Source organism: Neorhizobium galegae bv. orientalis str. HAMBI 540 (assembly GCF_000731315.1).
Classification (GTDB): Bacteria; Pseudomonadota; Alphaproteobacteria; order Rhizobiales; family Rhizobiaceae; genus Neorhizobium; species Neorhizobium galegae.
The window spans coordinates 374,289-396,039 of the sequence record NZ_HG938353.1 but is presented as its reverse complement, the minus strand read 5'-3'; the positions used below and the strand labels follow the sequence as shown (position 1 = coordinate 396,039).

Genomic DNA, 21,751 nt, shown 5'->3' with positions numbered 1-21,751 from the left:
ATGGTCTTAGGGGGCGGATGCCCCATAACAACTTTCCCCGGCCGATTCGCGGCTTAAACCGCAGAACCCTCTAAATCCGAAAGCCAAATGGTTCAGAACGCCAATCGGGCTCCGAAAGGTCCGAGACCGGCCCGATGTTTCGGCCGACAAACTGCACGGCTGGAAAGCCGTTCTCGAAAAGATACCGCCTAGCATTTTCATCGCCTTTCAACGCCTTCCGGACCTGCTTGTCCGGAGCGCCGGTGAAGAAGCCCAATTCCAGGTCACGCCCTTCAAGACCGAGATAGATCATCGATCTGACGACAAGATCATAAGCCATGCGATAGACGTTCAACGGGGCGGTTAAAATCTGGCTTTCTTCCGTCAACCCGTTTTGGGCCATGCTGGCAAAGCTCTTTTGAACGCTGTTGGTGTGCTTGATCTCAAACCGGACGAAGTCTGTGTTCCGCTTCAGCGTCTGGCCGATTGGACGGTCGAAGGCCAGCACTCCAAATTCAGGATCACTGAATACGAGCGCAATTCTGAACGTGCTGACTTCGTTATCGCCGATCTCATTGTCGACTTGTGTGATGTAAGCGCCTTCAAAATATAGGTCCTCATTCTGGTCGACGACCAGCGCCGCTTGGCGACCAAGATGAATGTAGATGGTTTTATCGCCCGGCAGCACCAGGTTACGGAGACTAAAGGCCGAGACATCGTTTTTTGCTAACTTCGGTATCAAGGCCGATACGTCGAAGATCGAGCACTCGTCGCTGTGCAGAACAGGCTCCGCGATCTTTTCCAAAATTTTGGCGCGAGCCTTCATGTCCGCGACTTGGTCCTCGGTCGCGCCCGACTGTTCCGAAGCGGCCATCCATTTCGCTATAACTTCGCGTTGGCGGTTCAACCTGGGATCGGTAACGGCAATGTTCTTCTCGATGGCTGCTTTCGCTTGAGTTGAGCGTTCGAGCCCAGCGGCTGGGATAAACTGAGTTCGAGCGGGGTGGGGTAAGTAATCCATGGACGTCCTTTCGGTTGACCTAGGATTTGGATCAGCGTTGCAAACTACAAGGCGCGTTGTAGGCCCACCATCAGCGGTACATTAAAAGCGTATCCAATAATTGGATACGGAAGCCTCCGTGGTTACGCAGGCAAGTCTTATCCAACGAACCGTAGATGGCCGTTGAAACTGAGATTGTCGTACTTTGAAAAGTGATCTGCGACCGTTTGCCATTGATCAGGACGCGGGGATTTCACCGTTGGCGTTGTAGACATCGCATTGATAGTGACCAAACGCGTTCCAGAGCACATTGAACGCAGGACGCATCGCCTTTGCTACGTCGACGTCAAAACTATCGACGTAGATTTCCGGTAGGGCGATGATTTCCCGTCCAAGTGGATTGGTGTCCTGAAATCCGCCTTCAGGTCCCGGGTAACGATAAACGATGTTCGACGCATTGCATAATGAGAGGAAGACATAAGCGGGTAAGCCCATGTCATAGTGATCAGCCGTGGCCAGATATTGCCGCACTTTGTCGACGACCAATCGGACAAATGGAACGCCAACGAAACGTGATGACGATCCATCATCACTTCGTAGGTCGGCAACGCCTTCGATAACGCCATTTCGAAAGAACTGTGCGTATGCCGTTCGAGCGTCACTGTGCGAGCCGGTGCTCGTATAATTCAGGTACCCATCCAGGTTCACCGACTGCCGAGTTAGCTGCCCGACTCCATCTGGTGGAACCGGAACATGCGTTCCAGCGCTGAGCCTCGCAATTAGGTCCATCATTGAGCCGTCGGTGAACGCGGGAAAGGGAACGACGTGGATCACCAATTTGCCAGCAGCATTCATAGCAATCGGTGTTTCATCGCCCGTAATCTTGATCAAGCGATCCACGTGGAAGGCTTTGATCTTTTCCGCAATCAGCGGCGCTGCAGTGAACATCTGGCGTAGCTGGTCAACGTTCGGTTCATATGTTGTCGTACCTGCTCGTGCATAGAATCGAGCACTATTCCCGAGGATGACCCTATGCGGAGCCACATAGCTTCGAGGGACGCGGACCACAATGAGGTAACCTCCCGCCGCCAAAGGGATGGGTTTTATTTGCAAATTGCGAATACGAGGCTCAAGCCCATGGAGGGCGAGCTGTTCCAGGCGTTGCACATCCTTGTCACGATCCCCAACCAACGGGATTATAGACTGAGGAAGGCCGTCGGCCTCGGAGAGGCCTATGACTAAATCGCCGCCTAAGGTGTTCGCCATAGACGAAATGTCTTTCAAGAACTCTTTACGATCACCTTCCGAGGTCTCGTAATTTTGGCGCTTGTAGTCGAGATGGATCGACTCGCCGACGCCATAGTCAAGCAGACGTTGGATTTCTGCTTCCGATAGCTTGCTGAAGGGAACCGCTCGTAGCGACATTGGGATTTCGGTCCTCTATATGGCTCTGATTGATAGCTGTCGCTCTGCTGCCCCGGTCCCCAGGATTGCCAGCAAACAGGACTGTCGGTGACAGCGAGTACCTCACGAGGTCTCGCTCGCGGTGACTGGCCGCATTTGCGCTCTGTACATTTCCGTCAGCAACAGGACTACAAATCCAAGCGCCACCGCGAGCAGCGTCAATGCAAGAATCGGCTCGACAACGGGTTCATACGACGGGCCATTGTTAGAGGTCCCATCGGTCAGCCGGTATGTATGATTCCATAATCCACCCGATGTAACCGGTCGGGCCCAAATTCCCAAGCAGGGCTCTGCAGGGTCCGAACGGCATACCTTCCCGCATTCGATGATCTGCCAAAAGTGAAAGGCTGATACGAAGGGAGCGACGATTAATGGCAAGAACGCAAGAACTTGAACAACAATGCCAGCTCTGCTGGCAGGTACGACGTCGAGCAAACGGAAGGGAAAAGCCGCCGCAGCTGAACCGGACTCTCCTTTCGCATGGACCCAAGCCAGGAATGGAATCGTCCAGAAGAACAACGCGATCATCCGAAGACCATGCAGCGCATATCCAACCGGCGTGATCTTTTCAGTCGCCTTGAATTCGATAGGGAGCTTTATGACGAGAGCAAAATCGGACTTCTGAGTTCCGCTGTGCATGTTGAAAATGAACACAAGTATTAGCAGAGCTGCTGTTATCCAGATCGTTCGCAACGTTGATTGAGTCATTGAAGCCCGCAGAAGCGAGAGAGCCTATATTGTGCCCAGGAGCGCGCAAACTGCTGAGTTTGTGGCAGCGATGATAAGAGGCCGCCGACTTCGCCACTGATCTCGATATTCGATTCTGTGATCCGGCACGCCCCCATATCAAGTGTTACCGTGGCAACGACCTTCCCATCCAATGGCGGTGTTTTGAAAAAGGCTCCCGAACTTGCCTCGCAAGTCAGCGACGCTTTCGCGGTGACTGAAACTCCATTCGCTGCTGTGCAAACGTCAACGGCGGTGACCTCAAACTTCTTGGTCCGATCTGGGCCGCCGGGAAGCTCCTCGCAAAGCTTTATGGTTGCAATGGATTCAGCCATCCGATGCCATTCCGGACTTCTCAACGCTGACCAACAGGCCGCTTCGGCCGGAGCGCAAAGCTCAGCGATAAAGGTGACGGAAAGAAAGAGTGTTTTCAGACCTGTGGCAACTCGCCCTCGCATCGGCTACCCTCTTTGCGTCCACAGAAAGAGTTGTACTTCACTCATCAACCGCCGACAATCACCCCCTTTGGTTGAGAACCATCTTCTCCCGAATTGTCTTGTTCTTATTCGAGAACAGATCGCAAGCTGCCTTCGCCGCTGCAACCAATGAACCCGGGCGTCGCTCATCTTCGTACGGCTGATCGTCGCCGCTACGGGCGTTGCTTAGGGCACTGCCCTCAATTGCGCGGTGACGTCGAGGACATCCGGAACATCCCAGATCACGTCCTTGAGCATGAACTTATGGCTATTCGTGCGTCCGATGTAGACTGCCTTCTCTTTCACGACAGCGGCCGGGATGAGCGCGGCGCGCACGATTTTGTAATCATCATCAAATAGCACGGCGGCAAGGACATCGAAGCCTTCCAGGTCCCGGATGACGGAAAGTTGCCGGGATTTGTTCCGCTGGTGCATCCTACGCCCTTTGATCTGATATCGAACCCCGGCCGTGTCCACGGCATCGAGAGCCTTCATCGAATTTAAAGCCTGATCCCAGCCGAATGCGGCGCAGAAAAGGTACTCAGCCAAATCACCTGTGGGGCTGTTGGCGCTGCGGAGAATCTTCCTATTTCGCAATTCTTCTATGATCGACGCATGGATTTTCAGCAGGTCGGCCGTTGTCGTTTCTTCGAAATTTTCCATCGTCAGTTCCGATTCAACCCGAGTCCCGGCTCATCAGCTTATCTTTCAACGCTCCTTCGAGAAGGAGAAGGTCAATAACGTCTCTATTCCTCCCGCCTATTTCCCTCTTTTGAATTGGCTCGGCCGTCATCAGACAGCACAGCTCAAGCGTGAGCTTCGCTTTGCCTTGAGAATGGCGCGACGACGCCCTATAAAAAGCGAGTGATCCTTGCACTTTTCGCGGCGTGCCAACCGTCGACGATGTCCGACCCTGCCGCTAGTGCGGAGGTTCACATGGAACTCGGCCTGCGAGCTAAGGAAAACGGGCAGCTTATGAAGTCTATCGTGAACTTGTCTTGTCGTCACGGCGTCTCATCATCGTCGTTTGCTTCGCTTGAGTCGAAACTGAAAACTCGCTCAAAAAACGATTTTGACTTTCTGCCTTGGACCAGCTCTCCGACTTTCTGGACATAACCAAAGTTGCCGCTCTGATCGCGCGAAAACAACCGCAACGCGGGTTCAATGCTATCGCGCACGCTTTTGTCTGATGCTCGAATGAAATCGGCCACTGTCGACCGCTTAAGCTCCAAAAATGCGTCGATCACCGGAGTCAATTTTCCCTCTAGTCCTGGCCGGAGGAAGAACCGGACGAGGTTTTCTTTTTCTTGCTTCGACTTCTCACCTTCTTTTATCAACCGTTTTAAAGTTATGGGGAACAGTCTGATAGCCAAACCCAAGCTCTCGACCGATGTTGATTTGACGCTCTCCCTGATGGTTCTTAACGTTTCGAGATGATACCCAGCGTCGATCACAGAGAAGACAGCGTCGAAATCGGCTGCCGGAACATCCGTAATGGAACCATCAAGTACGCCAACGGAAAATTGGCGAAAAGCGTCTCTGACTGCGGTTGAGGAAGGGGAATACCCGGAACTTTTGGCTTTCTCGACCAGGAGAAGCAGGTTTACATCGCCAGTCGCAAAACTGGTCATCCAGCCTTCGACTTGAATCTCATCAAGAAGAGCGTCCGCACGCTCATGGACAAGTCTCCATTCTCCGGCAGATAACTTTGCCGTGTCCTGAAGAATGCCGGAGGGATACGCCTCAACCGCGATTTTTGAAAGATCGTTTACATCAAATCGACTTCCAATTCTTGGTAACGCAGTCTCAAAATCCGCTCCAATAGATTTCTTTATGTACGGGTAGAGCCGCATCAGATCGGCGGCGGAAATCCAGGGAACCCGTGAACGTGCGAAGGCCGTGCCAACGACAGCTGAAATTAGTTGATTGCTCGGTTTGGCAACGCCGTGAGACGCCCACCACGGTATGCGATAATGAGCAATGAGTTTGTCGACAAGGTTGTCAATCTGTTCCTTCGTCAAGAGGCTTTCACCACTCAGAAAACCATTAAACCAAGCCTGCTCATCTTGGGCGTCATGGACTCTTTGACCATTCACATTTAAGCGTGTCGGCTGTGGCAAATTACCAGGAAGAGCTAAGTCACCTACCAAAAAGATTGCGTCGGTGATTCCGATGTTCTCGGTATCGCCGCCGTAGGCATTGTAGAGATTTTTATAGAACTTTCCGCTCGCGAAAAGGTTGTTGAGGTCGCTATCTTTGATTTTACTGATCGAAGTAAACGACCGGACTGCGCTGAGCAATGTGAGCTGTTCCTGAAATTGCTCTAGCTCGGTTTCGTCGTCAATGAGGGAGGAGGCTAGCGCATTGGCAATAGCGTTCCACTGGTCATCGGTCAAAAGAGAGGCCGCTTTGAAGCCGGAAAATGCGGCGAGGCTGTCATTTGGCTGTTGAACCGCAATGGTCTCTAGAAATGTCCCCTCCGAGGACAAATCCAGCGCAGGCTTAGCCAACTGCTGCATCCCTACAGAGCTAGTGGAAGCCTCGGCTGCAAAACCAAACAAGAACGAAGGATTGGAAGGAAGAACCACTTTCTTTAGCAGCGGGGCGGTTTGCATCTTAGGGTCGACCGAGAGCGCCGCCGCCGTGACATTGGACAAGAACTTTGAGAACAATCTTCCCTTTGCCTGGTCCTTGTCGGTTCCCAAGCCACTTGCGGTTGCCGTCAGAATATGTTGCAAGACCTTCGCTCTGTCCTCCGAAGAGCACACCTCCAAGAGCTTCACTACGGCAGCAGTATCCTTTCCTAATGTGATATCCGGCAGCTGCAGTAAGGCCGCGACGACAGATTTTCTGAGATGAGATGAAGCTTCACCGTCATAGTTGACTAGAAGTTCGGCGAAGTTGTTCACCATTGGCGCAAAATTCGAGGAGCTGCGCCAGCTTGAGGCGCTTGCTACGAAAACGTCATTCACGCGTACGTCGAATCCAGGCGATTTCGAGAGGGCGATCAGCCGGTCAGATGTTTCTGCGTTAGCCGCCTTCTCAATTTCACCATCCAAAAGAATCTGGAAGGCGAGTTCAGGCTCAACGTTGAAGAGAATTGCCGAAAGATTCCTCTCCAGCTCTCCATCCGCAGCGAGGGATCGGAGATGGTCGTCAACGGTCTCGCGAATAGCAAGTGAGGCCGGGTTTTCTTCGAGACTGTCTTGAAGCGCGAGATAGGCAGCTACCGTCGGCAAAGGCACCCGGCCTGCATGTAGCGCGTAAAGACCACCAACTTCATTGATGTAAGAGATCACCTGTCGGGGAGTGGCTTTTCCCCCTGCACGGTCAATGAGCATGTTAAAGATCAAATACACGCGAAAAAGTGCGTCGGCATCACGGATATCCGGCAAAGCGATGCGAATCTTCTGTTCGAAGAATTCCTTCGTATTCGACATGATCGGAGGGGCGACGTTCAGCACTTCGTCGAACGTTTTTGAGAAAAGCTCGCGCTTTCGAAGATGGGTAAAACCGTCGCCGCCCTTGTTCTTGTCGGCGGCAACCTCGATATGTCGACGATCATAGGGGACGATTGCGGTAATCTGGCTGTGCTGCTGCGTCTCTGTAACGGAATGGGTTCTTGAAAAGATCGAGCGGACGAGTGCCCAATATTCGGCGATCTCGTCCGGTGGCAGGCGGTCGATATTATCCAAGACGATAATAACCTTCGAATGATCTTCCTGGATTGTCTCTAGTATTTCTCTTAATACTGACTGAAACTCAAAGTCATTGGGGTCTGTCTCCCGAATATACTGGGTAACTTTCTGATGCTCATATTGCTTCGCGCCGATCAGGAGAGTCTGAGACAACGCTAGGCGAAATCGCGAAAACCGAGATTTCCCAGAAGGTTTTTGAAGCTCGTATTTGGCGTACGCTGCGACGAAGGTCCCGACAAGGAAAACGTAAATTAGGAACATCGGCCAAGAATAGAGAAATTTCTCCGGCTCTTTTGCAGTCACAAGGCTGTCAAATACTTGTTTTGTCCACAAAACATAAATTGGTACAAAAGGAACAAACAGCAAAACGAGAATGCCGTACAAGTCGAGATTTAATTGATTGTTGGTGTCTACTTCTCTTATTTTGCCTTTGATTTTGCTTTCGATGTCCCGCAATTTCGGTTGCTTGTTGGGGAATTGGCTGTGCGCCCATGCGACCAAGTGTTCAAGAAACGAGCGGCGAAAAGCTGAGCCTTGAGATTTCCAGATATCGAAAGTAAAGAAGTGAAACTTAACCTTTCCATTCCCGTTCGCTTCTTTCAATTTCCTCTGGGCAATTCCCACGACACTTGATTTGCCGCTGCCCCAAGGGCCATCGAGGCCAATTGCTCGGTCCGCATTTTTAAATGCTTTAATCGCCGAAGCTAACGCATCCGCCGTCCGTTCATGACCTTTGCCGTGAAATAAGTCCGTGTCCGACGGCTCATCGAGCAGGATTTCGCGCCGTACTTTTTCTTCCGTCATGTGCAATCCTTGGTAGCGTAGCGTGAGCTGCCCGGTAAATAAGAACTGCTAGTCACATTTAGCAATCTGCGAAGCCGTTTATTTGGCAAATTCCTGAGATTTTCTTATGTTATTCACATGTAGAGAGATCGATCCTTGAAGCTTCCGCTTCGCGACCTGATCCCTCACGGAACGGACGGATGGTTTTATTTGCAGGTACTTTGAGAAACACGTCCTCGCAGCCGTCCGTGCGATTCGCCTATCCCAATGACTTCCGAGGGTTTTTTTGCGCGTTGCGGCTTGGTGGTCACCATTCCTTGCGACATCCAATGGCGTGCGCTAGATCGCATGATGGGCCAAGTGCTCTGGCGCAAGTCTTGCAGAGCGGTCAGTCCCAGTCCTGAAGGTCTGTCAGCGCTTTTCTTGCAGCGATGGCACCTGGATATCGGTGTCGCTTAGGAAACTTTCCGACCACGCCGTCTACGATGCAGTTCCGAAGTTTAACTGTGTCCCTGGTATTAAATAGGTCCGGGTTCTTAGCCAAGGCCATACCGATCAAGGTGCGTTCCATCCACTCGATGAGCGGTTTGCTGGACTTGTAAGCTGTACTCAGCTGTGCGGTCTCCTGATTTGCAACAAGTGGGAACAGAAGCATCTGAGGCCGCCAGCCCATGCGCGCCTCTGCAATGATTGTGGAATAATGGCCCAGCTTATGGGGAGTGAAAATCTCACCCTCAAATCCGGATCGAGCGTTGGTCTTTCCAACATACCACGGTCGAAGCACGTCGCCTCGTGCCATGACAAATACGTAGCAGCCTATCGCTTTCTGCAGCGTTGGTGTAAGCCCATCATATTCATTGAATTCGTGGGTCTGCAGCCAAAATATGCTCTTCCAATACTTCTCGTCGAAAGATGATGGCATATTGAATGCGCCGTAAGACCAGAACAGCATGAAAGAATCCCCGCAGCAATGATGGGAGAGTATTGATTAACCGTAGCGCTGCAAGCCCCCAGAATGCTGGGGCATACGACGTCCCAGCCGACTAGGGTCGCCTACTTTAGGCGGGAGGCTGAAGCTATACGACCCCGACTGATTCCCCAACGTGTCAAAGCGGCACCGAGCCAGAACGGCAAGCTGCGTCACACTTGCTTCGATCCGCTGCCAGAAATCGGGCCGCCACGCGTCAGAAAAGCTCGCGCTTCGTCTGTTATCTGCAACCGCGAAATCCGGACAAGGAATTCTTCAGAACCGTCTTTCACAGTGAGCGTGCCCGTTCGGCGCAAGGCTTCAAAGAAGCGCCTTAGATCGCCCTCCTCGGGGATGAGGAATGCACCGTCCGATATATTATCTTCATGGGCTCCCGCTAGGGAGTGATCGTCTTCAGACATATCTATTCCTGTAAAATCTTCCGGCGCGCTCGGAAGTATATTCGAATATACAGATTAATCGATGCTTAACCATAATGGTGGAGCGTGCGCGCATTGCAAACTGAGCGTACCTTTATGACGATAGGATATTTACTGGACACATGCGTTTTGAGCGAAACAAGTAGGAGCAGACCTCATCCACACGTGATCCGGTTCATTGAAACGGCATCTAATCTCTTTATTCCCGCAGCCGCGATCATGGAGTTTCAGCAAGGGATCGCTCAGCTGTGCTCACGTGATCCGCTCAAAGCGGTTCGACTAGCTAACTGGTATCAGAAGCTGATCTCCTCCGGCATGCCGATCCTAGATACTGGAAAAGAGATCGCTGAGGTGTGGGGCGTCCTCGCTGCCGATCCTAGATTGCGCAATCTCCTAATTTCACATCCTGGGGCAAAACGCCTGCGGCACGGGCAAGACCTCCATATTGCGGCGACGGCGCTCGTCAATGGATTACCGATAGCAACTCTCAATATCAAAGATTTCCTTTTGATCAACAGCTGCTATCCGCTTCCAGGAATCTACAATCCCCAAGATAACAGGTGGCACAGCAAATTTACGGCACCAGCGGCTTTTGCCTGATGGTTTTCCTGCCAGGGCACTGACCAGTTTAAGATGTCCTGTTGTTGGCGTGCAGGCGACTTTCCCTGCGTGTGAGGAGATCGGGTTTCGCCACCATCTCGGCGACCTGGTCAGCGGTCACTTTGCCTCGGGATTCCAGTTCATCAGCAATACGCTCGACGAGTTGTCGGTTCTCCCAGATAAGCTGCTTTGCTCGTCCGAATTCGCATTGGAGCACGCCATCGACCCATGCCGTGATCGTCGCGTCAGTGTTGCGAAGCTTTTCGAGGTCGGCGTCTTTCTTCGCAAGGCTGTGTCGAAGACGATTGCCCATTCCCAAGCCTGTCTGCAGCAGCGTTGCGATCCTTGTTGCCTGTGCAAGATCGGATCGTTCGCCTGCCCCGGAACCATCGCTGATGGCTCCGAGGAAGACCTCCTCAGCCGCCATCCCTGCGAGCAGGACTGCGATCTGGTTCCTGTAGGTCTGGGCGGTACGGTGTGCTACATTTGGAAGCTCGTAATAAGCTCCCCCGCCAGGTACGGTCTCCGCATCGTTGCGAGTGTGGTCGATGATCATGGCACCATGAAATTTGCCATGATCAAGAACAACCACTGCCGCCGCGTGCCCAGCTTCATGGACGGCGAGCGCCCGCCGGAGCTTACCCGTGATCGGGACAAGTTCCGGCAATACCTCGACAACATCATCCATGGTCACGTGACGTCTCGCCCGTCGTGCAACTCGTTTTGCGTCGCGTGCGACCTTTGCAAGATCGGCCCCGGAAAAGCCGCTGGTCGCGGCCGCTAGCCTTGAATGATGCTTGCTTGGAAGTTCTTGGCCAAGCTGCTGTTGAAGGATGGCGATCCTGTCCGTGGCGGTCGGCAATGGAATGGCAACATGTCGATCCAATCGTCCCGGCCGCAGGATGGCGGGGTCAATTCGACTGAGGTCGTTCGTCGCGCCGATCATGACGACACCTTCGCGCCCGTCGAGCCCGTCCAAATGTTCAAGGAAGGCATTCACGACCTGGACCGAATAGTCTTTGTGATCGTGGGTGAATGAGTTTCGGTCGCCGAAGCTGTCCAATTCGTCTACGAACAGGATGCTCGGCGCACTGTCTTTTGCCTTGGCAAAGTCTGTTCGCATGGCCTTGAGCAGGTCTCCGAGGTGTCCGTTCGCTTGCCAACGAGCCAGCGAGGCCGCGATAATCGGAATACCGCATTGTCGGGCGAGCGCGGCTGCAAATTGCGTTTTGCCGACACCTGGCGGACCCGAGAGGACGATACCTGTATCGACCTCTGACCAATCGATAGTGCCTCGCTGCCAGTCCTTTAGGTCTTGCGCAAGTTCGAGGCCCCAGGTCTTTGCAGCTCCAAAACCGTACATCGCCTCTAGGAGCGGCAATTCACCTTTACTCTTCGATCCGCTGCTACTGAGTTCAGATGCCTTCGCCAAACGAGCCAAGGCTCCCTTGATGGGGCGGCCGCGACGCAGTGCTGCCCATACATGATCCAGCGGATATTTCATGGCGGCTTCCGCTTCAGTAGCAGTAGCATCGATCTGATACGCAATGCGGCAGCCGATCCGAAAATCCATCACCGAGATCGGCGCAAGATCGACTTCGACATCGATGGACAATGACACCTGGAGCGGAAGGTCAACAGCCTGTTCCTTAAAGATAAGAAGTCGGCGTTTCTTATGGTCCGCTTCCAGTCGTTTGACGATTGCCCTCGGCTTGTCGGCGGCGGTGATCATCACATACGCCATATCATCCCGATTAGCAGACAATCGCAGCATGAGGCTTGCCGCACACGTATCATAGTCTTCCGCACATCGGTCCGACGGCACATTCAGAAGTACGATGCAATCGTAGCCGCCGATGAAATCAGGGGCCTTTCGGAGCGCTCGCCTGAGCGTACAATACAGAGCGACATCGTTTGGGGTTTTGAGCGAAGGCATCTTTTTAGACACAATTATCCTCCTGGCGGCGGAGCCGCGAACGCTGAACAGGTAATGTGGGATCAACCGCGATAGCGGCGTACTATGGTCTCAGGGGCAATCAAGGCGTCATCCAAATCGATGGCGACAATACGGGCCAGAACCAGACTCGCTAGACCGGGTATCGGAGGCACGTTTCGAAATACGGAAAGGCATTCAGCCACCGTGAGAGTGCCGTGTTCCTCTAGAGCCGCCAACAATCGAACTCGATCATCGAGCGCAACTTCGTAACGCGCGTACCGCAAAAGGTCTTTCGCATTCCGAAGCCGTACGTCAGGCAGATCGGGCCGAGCTAGAATCTGAATTTCGAAACCAGCCAGGTGAGCGGCCTCAATCAACCAAGTTGGAGCGCCCTCGCACCTATTGTCGGCTTGAATCAGGGTTCGGCAGCTCTCACGCTCCACGAGCAAATCAGGAAAATATACTTCGCCGCCATACCGGAGTGCCTCGCTGAGGCATGACCACGAGGTCACGTCATCGTCGACGTCCAGAAGGCATGCGATGTCGCGTGCCAACTGATTGCGGAATGCAGCTGGGCCAGAGCACCGGACCGTCTGTTGAGGATAAAAAATTTTTGTCGGAATTGACGAGCCCTGGGGGCTGACAGGCTGAATTTCCATCGGACCACTCGAATACGCTGAACTCACTGCCTCCAGTGGAGACGCGGGATCAGATCGATATTCGTATGGTGCGGGCCGTGTTCATCATGGATGGAACATTTAGTGAACAAATTTTTGGTCGTCAAGTGGGGAGTGCGGACATTTTATGCTCGGCAGGTGGTTGGAATAGGCTGTGCTTCAGCATGCGTTTTACAGCCTGCTCGAAATCCAGAGCGCTACGAGGTGCTGTAGGTTCTTTGCCCCGACCCTCCCCTTAAGCCGCTCGATCCGATGCTCAATCGTCCGAGGCGACAGGTCCAGCCTGAGCGCGATCTCCTTCTGCGCAGCGCCTTCTGTGAGCAGTTGGAGGATACTGAGATCAATGTCGTCCACTTTGAACCCTGTAACCTCAGGGAGCAGGAGGTCGATCTTCGAGAAGAGGATGCACCATTCGCTTCTTCCGGTTGCGGACTTTTGAGGAAGGAGCAGCCTTTCATGGAAAATCCTGCAACCTTGGAAGACTGTGCGTCCCTTGGAAAACAATGGTCGCTTTTGGGCCAGTACCTCGGTCAACGCGGGCATCACGATATCGTGGAGGTAATCTTGATCTGAGAAGTTCCGGAGATTGAACGGCTGTTGCAACGGGAAATCCAGAATTTCCGTTGCAACGCTGTAGCGCCGGATAAATTCGACTGAGAAACTGCTTGGTTCCTGAGCCTTGCAGCCGATGAGTGCCAGAATTGCGTTCGGCTGCGTTGGGCGAAGAACGGCTTCGTAGATGTCGGTAGCTTTGGCTCCCTCGCTGCTTTTGATCCAGGCGTCCATCAAGTCGTGCACGCAGGCTGAAAAGGATTTCACCCCTCGCACGAAACAACTCCTGCAGGGCAACACGACAAATCTTGGCTGTCGGTGAAGGACAAAACGAACCAATTTTGTCATCGAACCAGAATTGATGTCGTACCTTGCGTAGGTCCCTGAGAACCTTGAACGCATACATTTATTGCACGTCGGCAAACGTGGTTGGACAAAATTGGTTGGTTTTGTCAATCGCGCCGATTCCAAGGAAATCTCGGAAAGATCATGAGAATAGGTTACGCGAGGGTATCGACCACAGAGCAAAATCTGGATTTGCAGTTGAACGCTTTGGTTGCAGCCGGTTGTGACGTCATTTTTGAAGACGAAGGATTTTCGGGCGCGATCACAAATCGGCCTGGCCTAACAAAGGCATTGCGACGGCTTAAACGAGGTGACACGCTCATCGTGTGGCGACTGGATCGTCTCGGTCGGTCTCTGATTCACCTGGTAAAAACAGTAACGCGGCTGCAAAACAGGGGAGTAGAGTTCCTCTCGCTGACGGAATCCATGGACACTGGAAACCCCGCAGGCGCTTTAGTTTTTCATATCTTTGCCGCGTTGGCCGAATTTGAACGACGTCTGATATCCGAACGTTCCGCAGCAGGGATTGCCGCCGCCAAAGCTAAGGGTCGACTGCTTGGCCGCCGACCGTCGCTTACTCAGGAGCAGATTGCTGATGTGTACCGGGCGCATTTCCAGGAAAACCTTTCGCTAGAAATCATAGCCCTCCAGTACCGAGTGCATCCAAGAACGGTTCGAAGGCATCTACGGAAGCACGTCACTGAAACAGTCGTAGAAGGGCGTTCGGACTTTCATTCGCGATGCTGAGCGCTTGGGTGGCAAGTTGCTCTTGGGCCTGCAGGGCTTTCAACCGCGTGGACGCCTGATTCATGTCGGCATCAACGAGGCGGCCGACGCCCCGGTCAAAAGAGTCGGCCAATTCCATTGCGAAATTCTGTTGTATTTCGATCCTCTTGGAGAGCGCGCCGTACTTCGCCGAGACGTCGACGGCATCCTGCAGCTTGCTGTCGACGAATGAAATAAGCACATCGAGCGCAAACTCCACTGGTGCTTGCGTGCCGACGAACTGCGCTGAATACTCATCAAGCTTCGTTATGTCGAGGCTCGCAACCGTAACGTCCGGATTGAAGCCATGGCTCGCGGTCGTACTTGTTGTATCAATCTTGCCTGAGGCATCGACCGCCTTGACGAAAAAGCCGTTGAGGCGAGTGAAATAGTCGGTGCCGTCGGAATAGAGGTCATCACTCACTCGTTCCCAGCTCGATTGGTAGTCCAGAAAGGCTACAGGCCTAGGAACGTTGAAAACGTCATCGGGGATGTAGATCATCTCGTATTTGATCGGACTATCCGCAATGCCGTAGCCGGTCTGCACGCCGATCAGGGGAGCGCCCGGCTCGTAACGGGCCGGAGCAAACACAACGTCCTTGGTTGTTCGCTTGATGTCGATGGTTTGGACCGACGCATTCCCGGCGCTATCGCGCGTGAAGGATGCGACCAGTTTCTTATCGCCCTCCAACAACGGGAAGGGATTGGGGTTGTCTGGCCCGGCATAGACGAAGCCGTTGACGTTCGGATGGCCGATAAGCCAGTTCTCACCAGCAAATGATGATGCATTGGCGACCGACAACAGTTGATCTTGCAGCTGGTCGATTTCTTCCTGAATCTTCGAACGATCCACACCAGATTCGGCGGCGGCCGTCAGACGGTTCTTGATTTCGGCGATGATGTCGACTGTAACTTCCATGCCCGCATAAGCGGTGTCGACTGTAGCAGCACCCAACCCCAGCGCATCCCGAACGGCGGAAAGTGCGCCGTTGTCCGAGCGCATCGTCGTTGCAATCGACCAATAAGCCGCATTATCCGACGCGGTTTTCACTCGCAGGCCCGAGCTGACCTGCTGCTGGCTATCAAATAGGTAGGCACCTATCGAGCGCAGCGTTTGGAGGGCGGCAATTGCGGACGTATTTGTGAGGATGCTGACCATGGAAAACCAATAAAATTAATAAAGATCGGTTCGTCATGAGCCTCGCCGCAGCATCGTGCTGCTGTGCGACTATCGCCAGTGAAGGTTAATCGAGGTATGAAAACGGGAGGGGGAAACTACCCTGCAGCGCACGTTTCTAAGCGGCCCCGAAACGCCTTGTTCGATTGACCCCTGCCGTCCGCTCACCGGCGCAGTGCGTGGGGTAGGCTGAACCAGGTCCTTGTCATTTTGCCTTTCTCGCCTTTGGCCTCCGCGAAGGCGGTTACTGGGATCAATATTTCCATCCCTTGCCGTTCTCGGCCCTCAACGTGACAATTTCGCGGCTCGATAAACCCGCCTTTGCATGCCGTATCTCAGCCTTGACGGCTTTCGACGGTTTTGCCCTAACAAAGATCACTTCGCGCTCCTTGCACGGCATGGCAGCATCCAGGTTCAGTGAGTTGTGAGCACTTCTCTAATAAACCGTGGATAGTGCGCTCAAAGGAGTCTGTTCTCGGTAACGCCATGCTATGTTCCTATTGTTCAACTAGGGGATGAGGAGGCGAAACATGGCAACGAGCGTGAGAATTCAGTGCATCAATAAATCCGACCGGACAAACGCTTGGGAAAGAATCCGCTACGTAGGCGGGTTGAACGGAGACGGAACTAGATGGAAGCTTTCACTCAACGATGCGATTTCAGGCGTCGAAACAGGAAAATACGCATTTTACGTCGAACGGCCTGCGGGTGACCGCGTGAACGTCATCGTGGCTAAAAGTGCCGCTGGTAATAAATATCTGAAGACCACGGCAGACGGTGATCAACCCAACAACCTCCTAAGTCTGCCAGAATGCCCGTAAATTGATTATTTCCGCTAAGGCGCTGAACCACCCGTAGGAGGTTTGGTGCCAACGCTGCTTCCCCTCTTCGAGGCCTACCAGGCAACGCAGGATTTGGTGATGCCCCAGACCTGGGAGCGCTCTTATGGGCATCTGTCACATACCTGCGTAGTCGCTCAATCGATAAGCCGCTTGGAGTTTCGAGTTGCTTATGACACCCCCGGTTTTCCTTATGGGAATCCGGAGGTACGCATTTTGGTACGTCAGTGCAGCAGAGGCTACGATGGAGACCTGATTTGCTGGAAGAGAATGACCCAATCGATCTCAGAAAGATGCTCGAAGAAATATCCGTCGTTGGCGACCGATACCGGAAAATGTTCGCGGCTCCGGAGGTAGCGGATGCCGTAAAGGGAATACGTGCAGCTGCAGTTCAACTTAGCTCATTTTACGACCAAGCCCGTGGGGCACTCGAACCGTTGCTGATGTCAATTCAGCGGATGGCTCTCCGGGAGAAGACCGTTGAATTGGTCACCAACGCAGGCTGGCTTCCACATATAACAACACCTAGTGCGCTCTTAGCTCTCGATATGGATACGGCGCGGGTTCACCAAATTTTGTCAGATTTTTACTTTTCCGAAATCGACGACGTTGAGCGGCAGTTCATGGCGAGTGTCGGCTGCTACGACTTGGATGGCCAGCTTACGGCGACGTTTAGTGAAGCATTGCAATGCCATAGGCATGGATGCTATCGGGCGACCGTGCGTCTCTTGTTTCCTGAGATCGAGCGGGTTGCTTGCCTTGAATTCTACGGTGGAGCGCGAAAACAAAAGGCTAGCTTGCCTAAATTCGCCGATGCAGTTGGTCGCCTAACCCTTGGTGAATTTCCGCAAGTTGAGGGGCCCCTCCAGCTCTATCGAAAGCTGGAGGGGCACATATACACGAAGGTCCAAGATGACGATGCGATTAGGAAAGCAACACTCGATCCGGTGCCCAATCGACATGCAGCAATTCACGGCCTGGTGGATTACAACACAATGCAGAACAGTATGAATGCCCTCATCATGGCAGACTTCATGTTCCAGCTTTTCAGCTGCCTCAAGAAGCTTTCCAGTGAGGTACCAGTAGAGCAGCCCCTCTAGCTGAAAAGTGCTGTAGCTCATCCCTGAGCACTTCCGTCCCGGAAACGGCGCTTCCACACCGGCATGACGCCGATAGGCTCTATTAGCGTCCTGCCTTTCGCCATCCTGCGGCCCTCGCGTCTTCTTCTGAACAGAACCAACGCTCGCCATAGTCGCGACGAATGTTGGTTGCATCGTAGTCGTATTGTCCCGGCACGTGAAAAATTCGTTCGCCCGAACCGATGGAGATGTTGCCCTTGAGGTTACAGCCCGGGTCATACCACTCACGCGGGAAGAGGGTGTAGCCGCCCGCAGCCAAGAAAGCCGTAGCCGTTGCGCCAATGACGAGAAGCGTGAAGTTGCTCATGCATCGGGAAGATGCATTAAATCAATTGAATTTCGCTTTCCGTAGAAGGTAAATCTGTAGGGATAACCGTTTCCACGTAATCGCGAAGCTCACCTCCCGTCTGTCGGCAATCGCCACTACCTCAGCAGGACCAATGAGAAGGCTGCCTTCTGGGTCTTCCACGGGACAGACGACGACGTCATCCTGCTATCAGATTCCGTCATCATGTACGAACGCCTCAAGGCTCTGAACCGTGACGCGCGGCTGAGTGTCCTGGAAGGCGTGGATCACTCGGGGATCGAAGCGGCAGCTCTAAACGATCCTGAACTATGGGATTGGTTGTTGAAGCAACGTCTTGATGTTGCCCCCAAGTGACCGTCCCACGGTCAGCTGGGTTACGACCAAAGCGAAGGCAAGTGCGTTCAGCGCCCTTGATCGCGAACTTGGCTTGCTCAGTGTCGTGCCCGTGTTGCTGGTAAGTCGCCGCTTGGCGAAGCGCTCGCCTGCATCGCCAAATACTGGGACGGCCTTTGCATTTTCCTGACGATGGCCGTATCGAGATCGACAACAACAGCGTCGAGAGAACCATCCGACCGATTGCTCTAAACAGAAGGAACGCTCTGTCTGCTGGGCATGACGCCGGGGCGGAGAACTGGGCGATCATCGCGTCGCTCATCGAGACCTGTAGGCTAATTCCGTCGATCCGTTCGCCTACCTAAGCGCCACGCTCACCGCCATAGTCAATGGCCACAGGCAGAGCCGGATCGACGAGCTACTGCCGTGGGATTGGCCAATAGGATGATATCTGCCCGAACAGATCATAACATGCTTTGGCCAGTTCTACTCGGCGACACACGAGGCGTTAAATTCGGCAATTGCTGGCCCCGCAACTGCTCCCACCATGGAGACACCTGTTTCGGCATAACCGACGATAGACACTTTCAACGGTGGCCTGTTACCGAACCAAGAGCCGATTGTCTTTATTTCTTCGCCTTTTATTGGATTTGTGACCAACGTATCCGGCTCACCTTCACCGTCGCGCGATATGGCGGATTCAAGCCATGTGAGGTCTTGCCCCTTCACGACTAAATCCATGACCACTTTCAATTGCTGCTCAATGCCGCCAACAAAAAGCGAGACGTTGTCGTCGCGGCCTTTTTCAATCGCCCATCGCGGGCCCGGCAATCTCGTCAATAAGACCAGATGCAATTCTTTGTTCTCCGAGCAAACGATGTACAAAGACGCTGGTACTTTCCCCTGAGCCTGTCTCGCTATTTCTAAGCCATCTTGCACGATAAACGGCATGGCTTTGACATTTTGCCAAGGCAGTATTGCTGCATGAGCTTGCCCGGTGGAAAGCAGGACGCAGAGGGGAGCCATATAAGCCCTGAGGATCGAACCATACATCCAAACGCGCCTACTCGTGCTGGCTATTACGCTGCCACGTTATGCTGCGCTGCCAGTGACCGCAACTGGCGACCATTCCTGCCGTCCGTATCGCGGCTTTTCAAAACGACAGACATCATAAAATCAAGGTGCCAGTGCAACACCGCTTACCTTCATTGCCTCGCTCAATCAAAGCGTCAGCGCCTTGGAGAGGACGGTGTCGATCATGGAAAATTTGAAGGGCATCAACCCTGGTGCGACCGAAAATGAATGTCGCGTGATGCTTGCTGGCTTCTGTACCGAACGGACGCGGCACCGCAGACGGTTGGTTCGCTCAATAGCCAATGCTCACCGCTGGGTTGGCCTATGTCCGTGGAGGACAAAGTCCACTTGCCTTGCTGATCTTGGACAAGCCGACCAATCATCTGGATATCGAGTCGATTGAATATATTGAAGATGCTTTGAGCGCCAACGACGGGTCGCCCTGATCGCCAGTCACGACGAGGAATTTCTAGCGAAATTGGCGTTGAACAACGCATTGGATTGCTTGAAGGTGCAATTTGATCCGGTCTGCGGATACTCTCAACGTCGCTCTCTTGTCGTTAACCATAATCAGAGTTACAATTACAATGGCCCACCCGAAACTAATCGGACGGACCATTTGGGAGATTTTTGCTAGATAACTAGCGAATTAGATGATTTTAGTGCCGCCGCGCATCATTGATTCCACTCCATATTGGGATTTAAAGATCGTCGTATAAGTTTCATAAGTCAATAGCAGAAAGGTTATTTCTTGCTGTAAACGACCCGCAACACGTCGCCCCGCGCTAGGCCTTCGGCGCGCCACACATAAGCGCGAAAATCTGGTGGACACGAGCGCTTGACGGCGGGATCGTTCGAACAATCTTTGCCCACCACGAGCTTCTCTCCTTCCTCAACCTTCTCTTCAACAATTTTGCAAGCCGCAAGAAGTTCCTGGGTTCCGTTCTGCATTATGAGCTCGATTTCTTCAGGAACAAAAAGCCGGATTTCGGCACAATCAGCGCTTTCCGCCTGCGACAGCTGAATAGCCAGATAATCATGGCCCTTTTCCACGATAGGGCGCATCGAGTTGCCGCTGTGTTGCTTACTTAGTAGGGTGTACTTCCTGCGTTCGGCCGTTGGCATTATGGGCTTGCCAAACAGCGCCAAAATCCAATTGTGATCTCCCACATCGTCTGGGACGGAGAATGTAACCGACGGGATTTCCTCGCCCTGATCGTCGTAGACCAGCAGCTGGTTCTGACTAACGTGCCCGGAATTGCTCGCAAAAAGCCGCGTTACATGGGAGAAAACCGGCTCATCGCCGATGTAAAAATCATCCTGATAATCAAAACGGTCTTCGCCGGGATTGACACTTTTCAGGCTGTTTGCCGTAACCTCCAATAGCGTTGTCGCAAACCGCACATTTGAACGACCATGATAAATCGACGCCAGTTGTCTCAGCTTTGCAGATTGAGACGCAACGATCTTCGCATGGTCATGCGCTTCATTAATCGCACTATCGGCGACAACCGTGATTTTCTCAGGATTCGCTCTTTTTTCAGAGTATGCTTTGAACCAGTTCGAAACGCCTACCTCGATCTGGCTCTGGATCGACGTACTTTTGCACACCGCAAAAAAGCTATTCAAGTCGAATGTCGACAAGGTAACTTGATCGAACGTAATCGGAAGCTCTACAACACGATCTTCACCTAACAATGCCTTGGAATATGCCGTGCGGGCATTTATTGACGATTCAAGAAGTCGAAGACCAAGCCGATAAGGACTTGTCACAGGCTCGGCGTAAGAACTTTGCCTAAAGCCTACAGCTACGATTTCTCCAAACTCCGTTTCCAGTTTGCTGTCGATCCTAAGAGCGTCGATTGGCAGATTATCAAGTACGCCCCCATCGAACGTCTCGCCAGCCATTCTAAAAAAGAATGGCAAAGCGGCGGATTCTATCAGGCACTGGATGATTTGCTTATCGTTAGAAGCCACATTAGCCTGATGGTGGACCAGGTTTGCGGACGTGATGTAGCAAGGGATGGAAAGGCTGCCGATTGTAGTTGCCGAAATTCGCGCAGCAGAGAAAGCATCTCCTAATATCTTCGCCAGCGCCGCCTCATCGCCAAAAGGCTTATGACGGGCAACATTCATTGCGATGCCTGCCTTGCCTCCCATTGTCGAGTAATCGATTTTCGGAAAGACCTGATTCATCAAATCTTTTTTTGCCTCCAGCCCTTTGCAGAACTCGATAAGAGCTGGGATGTTCGCTCGGCCAGCAAACAAAGCGGCGGCAATAGCGCCAGCGGAAGCGCCAGAGACCCGTTTTACTGCGATGACACCGGCACGCTCAAGCTCTTGCAAAGCCATAATCGCAGGGAAAAAGGCAGAGAGCCTTGCTCCCCCGCCCTGAAACGCCAGTTGTACCGCTATCGTCATCAGAAAATGTCCAGTTGGTCAGCTATTGCTATACACTAATTCTATTTTCCTTA

General features: G+C 52.9%; 18 protein-coding genes and 2 pseudogenes. 6 read left to right on the top strand and 14 right to left on the bottom strand.

Annotation, left to right across the window (positions count from 1 at the left end; all coding sequences use genetic code 11):
- Positions 1-70: 70 nt before the first annotated feature.
- The 8 genes from RG540_RS01880 to RG540_RS01845 all read right to left on the bottom strand — a co-directional run bounded on the left by RG540_RS01880 (position 71) and on the right by RG540_RS01845 (position 9,515).
- Positions 71-1,000: a hypothetical protein gene (locus RG540_RS01880; RefSeq protein WP_038584048.1), complete on the bottom strand. Its 930-nt coding sequence runs from the start codon at positions 998-1,000 to the stop codon at positions 71-73.
- Positions 1,001-1,216: 216 nt separating this feature from the next.
- The gene (locus RG540_RS01875) at positions 1,217-2,404 is read right to left on the bottom strand and encodes an AlbA family DNA-binding domain-containing protein (protein WP_038584046.1); all 1,188 of its coding nucleotides are present in this window, start codon (positions 2,402-2,404) and stop codon (positions 1,217-1,219) included.
- A 102-nt stretch (positions 2,405-2,506) separates the two neighbouring features.
- Positions 2,507-3,151 (bottom strand): hypothetical protein, encoded by a 645-nt coding sequence (locus RG540_RS01870; protein ID WP_038584044.1) that lies wholly within the window; start codon positions 3,149-3,151, stop codon positions 2,507-2,509.
- Positions 3,148-3,504: a hypothetical protein gene (locus RG540_RS01865; protein ID WP_157884562.1), complete on the bottom strand. Its 357-nt coding sequence runs from the start codon at positions 3,502-3,504 to the stop codon at positions 3,148-3,150. Before RG540_RS01865 ends, RG540_RS01870 begins: the two co-directional genes overlap by 4 nt.
- A 327-nt stretch (positions 3,505-3,831) precedes the next feature.
- Positions 3,832-4,308: a hypothetical protein gene (locus RG540_RS01860; RefSeq protein WP_038584039.1), complete on the bottom strand. Its 477-nt coding sequence runs from the start codon at positions 4,306-4,308 to the stop codon at positions 3,832-3,834.
- A 341-nt stretch (positions 4,309-4,649) separates the two neighbouring features.
- Complete coding sequence (locus tag RG540_RS01855; RefSeq protein WP_038584037.1) at positions 4,650-8,147, bottom strand: P-loop NTPase fold protein; 3,498 nt, start codon at positions 8,145-8,147, stop codon at positions 4,650-4,652.
- A 367-nt stretch (positions 8,148-8,514) separates the two neighbouring features.
- A complete protein-coding gene (locus RG540_RS01850; protein ID WP_038584034.1) occupies positions 8,515-9,078 on the bottom strand; it encodes a hypothetical protein in 564 nt (187 codons plus the stop codon).
- Positions 9,079-9,266: 188 nt separating this feature from the next.
- Entirely contained in the window at positions 9,267-9,515 is a 249-nt protein-coding gene (locus RG540_RS01845; RefSeq protein ID WP_038584031.1) for a hypothetical protein, read from the bottom strand.
- Positions 9,516-9,698: 183 nt separating this feature from the next.
- Here RG540_RS01845 and RG540_RS01840 point away from each other — a divergent pair, with 183 nt between their 5' ends.
- Positions 9,699-10,133, top strand: a complete 435-nt coding sequence (locus RG540_RS01840) for a PIN domain-containing protein (RefSeq protein ID WP_051909216.1) — start codon at positions 9,699-9,701, stop codon at positions 10,131-10,133.
- Positions 10,134-10,161: 28 nt separating this feature from the next.
- On the opposite strand, the gene RG540_RS01835 is transcribed toward RG540_RS01840, so the two are convergent.
- Positions 10,162-12,081, bottom strand: a complete 1,920-nt coding sequence (locus RG540_RS01835; protein WP_157884560.1) for an AAA family ATPase — start codon at positions 12,079-12,081, stop codon at positions 10,162-10,164.
- An 836-nt stretch (positions 12,082-12,917) separates the two neighbouring features.
- Complete coding sequence (locus tag RG540_RS31030; RefSeq protein ID WP_051909214.1) at positions 12,918-13,532, bottom strand: response regulator transcription factor; 615 nt, start codon at positions 13,530-13,532, stop codon at positions 12,918-12,920.
- 255 nt (positions 13,533-13,787) lie between these two features.
- Between RG540_RS31030 and RG540_RS31505 the strand changes: the two genes are divergently transcribed.
- On the top strand, positions 13,788-14,390 hold the full coding sequence (locus RG540_RS31505; protein ID WP_080724842.1) for a recombinase family protein: 603 nt from the start codon (positions 13,788-13,790) through the stop codon (positions 14,388-14,390).
- Here the strand turns inward: RG540_RS31505 and RG540_RS01820 are convergent.
- On the bottom strand, positions 14,341-15,567 hold the full coding sequence (locus tag RG540_RS01820) for a flagellin N-terminal helical domain-containing protein (RefSeq protein WP_038584026.1): 1,227 nt from the start codon (positions 15,565-15,567) through the stop codon (positions 14,341-14,343). The genes RG540_RS31505 and RG540_RS01820 overlap by 50 nt on opposite strands.
- Before the next feature lie 548 nt (positions 15,568-16,115).
- On the opposite strand from RG540_RS01820, the gene RG540_RS31500 reads away from it, so the two are divergent.
- Both RG540_RS31500 and RG540_RS01815 read left to right on the top strand, forming a co-directional pair.
- Entirely contained in the window at positions 16,116-16,406 is a 291-nt protein-coding gene (locus RG540_RS31500) for a DUF3892 domain-containing protein (RefSeq protein WP_080724841.1), read from the top strand.
- Between the two features lie 275 nt (positions 16,407-16,681).
- On the top strand, positions 16,682-17,524 hold the full coding sequence (locus RG540_RS01815; RefSeq protein ID WP_038584023.1) for a hypothetical protein: 843 nt from the start codon (positions 16,682-16,684) through the stop codon (positions 17,522-17,524).
- Between the two features lie 82 nt (positions 17,525-17,606).
- Here the strand turns inward: RG540_RS01815 and RG540_RS01810 are convergent, their stop codons facing one another.
- Entirely contained in the window at positions 17,607-17,870 is a 264-nt protein-coding gene (locus RG540_RS01810; RefSeq protein WP_038584021.1) for a sunset domain-containing protein, read from the bottom strand.
- 102 nt (positions 17,871-17,972) lie between these two features.
- Between RG540_RS01810 and RG540_RS31495 the strand changes: the two are divergent.
- Positions 17,973-18,224 (top strand): annotated as a pseudogene (locus RG540_RS31495) (phospholipase); the annotation flags it as partial.
- 63 nt (positions 18,225-18,287) lie between these two features.
- Positions 18,288-18,651: pseudogene (locus RG540_RS31490) on the top strand (IS66 family transposase); the annotation flags it as partial.
- 38 nt (positions 18,652-18,689) lie between these two features.
- Here RG540_RS31490 and RG540_RS01805 read toward each other — a convergent pair.
- Positions 18,690-19,256: a hypothetical protein gene (locus tag RG540_RS01805; RefSeq protein WP_038584019.1), complete on the bottom strand. Its 567-nt coding sequence runs from the start codon at positions 19,254-19,256 to the stop codon at positions 18,690-18,692.
- 765 nt (positions 19,257-20,021) lie between these two features.
- On the bottom strand, positions 20,022-21,698 hold the full coding sequence (locus RG540_RS01800) for a patatin-like phospholipase family protein (RefSeq protein WP_038584016.1): 1,677 nt from the start codon (positions 21,696-21,698) through the stop codon (positions 20,022-20,024).
- Positions 21,699-21,751: the final 53 nt, after the last annotated feature.

Excerpts from the sequence above, each read along its gene's own strand:
- RG540_RS31500 (WP_080724841.1), top strand. The coding sequence starts at position 16,116 with ATGGCAACGAGCGTGAGAATTCAGTGCATCAATAAATCCGACCGGACA.
- RG540_RS01880 (WP_038584048.1), bottom strand. The coding sequence starts at position 1,000 with ATGGATTACTTACCCCACCCCGCTCGAACTCAGTTTATCCCAGCCGCT.
- RG540_RS01845 (WP_038584031.1), bottom strand. The coding sequence starts at position 9,515 with ATGTCTGAAGACGATCACTCCCTAGCGGGAGCCCATGAAGATAATATA.
- RG540_RS01870 (WP_038584044.1), bottom strand. The coding sequence starts at position 3,151 with ATGACTCAATCAACGTTGCGAACGATCTGGATAACAGCAGCTCTGCTA.
- RG540_RS31505 (WP_080724842.1), top strand. The coding sequence starts at position 13,788 with ATGAGAATAGGTTACGCGAGGGTATCGACCACAGAGCAAAATCTGGAT.
- RG540_RS01850 (WP_038584034.1), bottom strand. The coding sequence starts at position 9,078 with ATGCTGTTCTGGTCTTACGGCGCATTCAATATGCCATCATCTTTCGAC.
- RG540_RS31030 (WP_051909214.1), bottom strand. The coding sequence starts at position 13,532 with ATGGACGCCTGGATCAAAAGCAGCGAGGGAGCCAAAGCTACCGACATC.
- RG540_RS01805 (WP_038584019.1), bottom strand. The coding sequence starts at position 19,256 with ATGTATGGTTCGATCCTCAGGGCTTATATGGCTCCCCTCTGCGTCCTG.
- RG540_RS01865 (WP_157884562.1), bottom strand. The coding sequence starts at position 3,504 with ATGGCTGAATCCATTGCAACCATAAAGCTTTGCGAGGAGCTTCCCGGC.
- RG540_RS01860 (WP_038584039.1), bottom strand. The coding sequence starts at position 4,308 with ATGGAAAATTTCGAAGAAACGACAACGGCCGACCTGCTGAAAATCCAT.
- RG540_RS01820 (WP_038584026.1), bottom strand. The coding sequence starts at position 15,567 with ATGGTCAGCATCCTCACAAATACGTCCGCAATTGCCGCCCTCCAAACG.
- RG540_RS01875 (WP_038584046.1), bottom strand. The coding sequence starts at position 2,404 with ATGTCGCTACGAGCGGTTCCCTTCAGCAAGCTATCGGAAGCAGAAATC.
- RG540_RS01800 (WP_038584016.1), bottom strand. The coding sequence starts at position 21,698 with ATGACGATAGCGGTACAACTGGCGTTTCAGGGCGGGGGAGCAAGGCTC.
- RG540_RS01855 (WP_038584037.1), bottom strand. The coding sequence starts at position 8,147 with ATGACGGAAGAAAAAGTACGGCGCGAAATCCTGCTCGATGAGCCGTCG.
- RG540_RS01810 (WP_038584021.1), bottom strand. The coding sequence starts at position 17,870 with ATGAGCAACTTCACGCTTCTCGTCATTGGCGCAACGGCTACGGCTTTC.